General features: G+C 60.2%; 2 protein-coding genes. Both read right to left on the bottom strand.

Features of this window, described 5'->3' with window-relative positions; translation table 11 throughout:
* Positions 1-123 precede the first annotated feature (123 nt).
* The gene (locus tag Q8K08_RS00065) at positions 124-1,803 is read right to left on the bottom strand and encodes a hypothetical protein (RefSeq protein ID WP_305248763.1); all 1,680 of its coding nucleotides are present in this window, start codon (positions 1,801-1,803) and stop codon (positions 124-126) included.
* 11 nt (positions 1,804-1,814) lie between these two features.
* The coding region (locus tag Q8K08_RS00060) for an SdrD B-like domain-containing protein (RefSeq protein ID WP_305248762.1) at positions 1,815-3,739 on the bottom strand (1,925 nt) is incomplete at its 5' end.

The raw sequence follows: 3,739 nt of genomic DNA, 5'->3' as shown, positions 1-3,739 counted from the left end.
CAAAGCATCCGGGCAACCGCCAGCTCAATGACAAGCGCGGTCGCCCGGATGCTCGCGCTCCCTCACGCGACAATCTCCCTAACCCCAAAGTGGCAACATTTTGCGCTGCCCTTTGGCTCACTTTTACTCTGCCGTTGACAGACGGTCTGTCGTCAGGCCGCTGCCTGATGCCGTCGGGCTGAGAGGCGCGTCCAGAATGACCACACCTTGCACATAATCGACCCGGTAATCGCGCCCCTCCACCAGTCGGCGGCTGGAGATCAGACGGCCCGAGACTGGATCGCGCACTTCAATAATCAGCGTTTCCGTGCCCGATTCAATATCGCGCCGCGACAGGAAGTAAGAACTGCCCCCCGTCCCGCGAAAGATATCCCGCTGCGTCAACCGGTCGATTTGTGCCGCATAGCCTGTGATCGTTGCCCGCGCCGCTCCATTGGGCATGGTCTCGGTCGTCTCGAATCGGCCAGAAGCGCCGTAAAGCGTGCGGTCCGTTCGCACCACGCGGGAAAGGTCGCTTTCAGGGCGGAAGTCACCCCACATGATATGGCTGTTGTCGCGCTCCGCGCGCAGATAGACCCGACCCGAAGTGGGTGCCAGGTTCTCGGTGCGCGAGTCATCGCCCGTGGTGACCCAGACATCGCGATCCTCGATCCCGCGCAAGACCTGATCAGGATGCCGCCGCGTCAGATGGCGGAACATGTCGCGCAGTTCCGTATCACGCGTATCGACCGACGCCGTCAGCCGCGTGCCATTCGCGTAGATTCCGTCCACAAAGCCCGCAACGCGCCCATAGCGCCAGGTCTCGTCACTGGCGCGGTCGCGCCCCAGCGTGACCTCGGCAATACCAGTCGCGAAGATATCGCGATGCGGGATCGTGACCGACTGTGCCTGGCTTTGACGACCTGCATTTATCGTCACTTCATGTGTGCCCGGCGGAAGAATGCGCTGAATGACAAAATTGCGCTGGATGCCCGGCACAATCGGCTCACCCATCAGACTAAGCTGGCCATTCGCAGGCATATCCGTGCCAGACACGGTGATGGCACCACCGCGCACTGGAATGCGGCGCTGTGCAGTGCGATCTTCACCCTCGCCTGCGGCACGCACGCTGCCCGTCACTTGCGATGCAGGCAAATCGCGCTCACTGCGGATCAAAGGCAAGGGCACGGTTTCATCACGCCGGCCCTGCGCATCATACACACGCAAGACATAGACCATCTCGTCGGGTCCACCTTCGGGCATGGTCCAATTCGCTGTCGCATTCGACCCCGTCGGCACAACAGCAACGGGCTGCGCGGGCTGACGCGGGTCAAGCACGACAATCTCGGCGCGCGCGATCCAAGCCGGATAATTCGAGGAGCTGCGGAAGCTCACCACCTCCCCCGCCCTGTAGCTGCGGCGCAGATCAGAAGTCGAGACATTCAGGATCGGTTTGGCCCCTAACCCGTCCACCGTAACACGCAAACCCATTTCGCTCAGAGCGCGATCCACGCGCGCCAACCGGTCCGTGACCGCAGCCGCACCCGCCACATGTTGGCGCGGCTGCGTGACCCCCGCATCAATCGAGATCGAGAACCCGATATCACCCAGATCTCCGGCTGAATTGTGTCCCGCCGATGTCGGGCTGGGCCGGCTGACCACCAAACCTGCATTGTCATGTGCGCAGCCTGCGGGCAGCGCACCATCCACCAGCGCACAATTGCCGTTGTTGACCTGTGCTTGTGCCGCGCTGAGTCCGGCAACCAAGGCCAGCACCGACACCACCGAGCTATGAAGGGAAGTGCTTTTATATTTGTTCCACATCGCTCTCATCCTCATTGCCCGTCAGGGTGCCGCGCGGGCCGTTCGACCAGACGCTCGACCGTCAGGGCATAGCGCCCTGCTTTCGACCACAAGCGCCTGATCTCGCGCTCGACACTGCGAAGGCGCGTATTGCCCACTGCGTCACGTTCATCCGGTGACGCCTGATAGCCCAGGCGCACAATCGAAGGCTTGGCCGCGATCTGGGCCACCAGCTTTTGCAAACCCGCTTTCAGCTCAGGCCGCAACTCACCCGTTGCAGTGAACGCGCGTGCTGACAGATCCACCCGCGCCACAGGGAATATAGCCGCACCAAAGTTCATCTTGGTCAGCATCCCCGGCGTAAGGCGCACCACACGCGGGTTCTCGGTCGTCACGCGATAGCCCAAGGGCAAAGTCCGATCATCAAGCCGCAGCATGAAGTTCGACCCGATATCGCGTGGCAATGCTGCGCAAGGCAGGCTGAAGCGTCCATGCTCGTCTGTCGTGACTGCTATGCCGTTGGGCGTGACCAGACGCACTCCCGGCAGACCTTTTTCACGCTTCGGCGCAGATGGCTCCGGCGCAGACCAGAACTTGCCCTTGCCCCCGTAATAGGTCTGATCGGTCAGCGCAAAACGATCTTCCTTCGGCTCGGCGTTGAAATAACCGTCATGGTTCAAGTCATCGAACACGCGGCCAATCAAAGTCGAGCACTGGAACACAGAGTCAACCTCGACACGCACGGCCGCCGTCGCCTCTGGCCCGATGGGCGCTCCTGTAACGGCGCTGAACATCTGCACGCGGTTGATATGTGTGCCAACCGGAACCGAGGACGATATATACGTCGTCAGGCTTATGTTTGTCACACCGCCTGCCCGCGCTGTCACACCCTCGAAGCGGAGCACCTGACCAGATTGCAAAGGGGCAAACGCCACACCGTCAACCGCGGCACTGCCCTCGCGATACACAAAGCCGGCCGGCAGCGTATCAACAACATCAAGCGTCACATCAGCCGTGCCGGTGTTGCGGATGGCAATCTCGTAATTCAATAGATCGCCTGCCCGCACAGAACTGACACCGGCTGTTTTCGTGATCGCAAGAGTGCCACCAATCAAGATGGACTGGTTTTGGTTTTCGACCACCAAACCATCCCCCGTCCCCACAAACACATTCTGGATTTGTCCGATGGTGTCGCCATCTGGCGAGACAAAGGTGATGCTATAGAACCGCCTGCTTGTAAGCGATGTGAACACGTAATTGCCATCGGCGTCCGTGATCGTTTCGGCAACCAACACGCCGTTTGCGTCAAACAACCGGACCGTATAGCCCGGCAGCCGGATATCTTCGCTATCCAGCACACCGTTCTCGTTGATATCAATATAGACAGTGCCCGAGATGCTTCCTGGGGTCTCAGGGACAGCGACCGTGTCGCTGCCCGTCACAACAGTGCCGTCTGGACTGCGCCCTTCAGCAGTCGCCGTGTTGATGACCTGACCGGCAGTAATATCCGCAGCCGTGACTACATAGCTTTCCACAAAGACCAGACGCTCACCAACGGCAAGACTCGGCACGGTCGTGTCCAGCCCAACCAGCGGATCAAGCACGCGCACGTCTGACAGCGTCACATTGCCCATGTTCTCAACGGTGATCGTATAGGTGATGGAATCTCCAGCCACCGGGATCAGATCAATCGGTGTCGCAGTTTTGGTCACGCTGATCGCTGGCAAAACAACCGGCGGTACCGTCACTGTATCAACCTCGCGCAAATCTTGCCCATCTGGCGCTACAGCTGTGACACTTGCGCGGTTGAAGACCAGCCCCGCATCCACATCCGCCTGTGTCACAACATAGCTTTCTGTGAACACCTCGCTTGCACCAACCGCAAGGCTCGCAAGCGTCGTGTCCAGACCCACCAGAGGGTCCTCCACACGCACATCCGTCAGCGTCACATTGCCGG

The organism is Pseudotabrizicola sp., from assembly GCF_030684215.1.
Taxonomy (GTDB): domain Bacteria; phylum Pseudomonadota; class Alphaproteobacteria; order Rhodobacterales; family Rhodobacteraceae; genus Pseudotabrizicola.
This window is presented reverse-complemented; position numbering and strand designations above follow the sequence as displayed.

Bases quoted from the DNA above. Each gene is read 5' to 3' on its own strand.
- Q8K08_RS00065 (WP_305248763.1), bottom strand. From the start codon at position 1,803: ATGTGGAACAAATATAAAAGCACTTCCCTTCATAGCTCGGTGGTGTCG.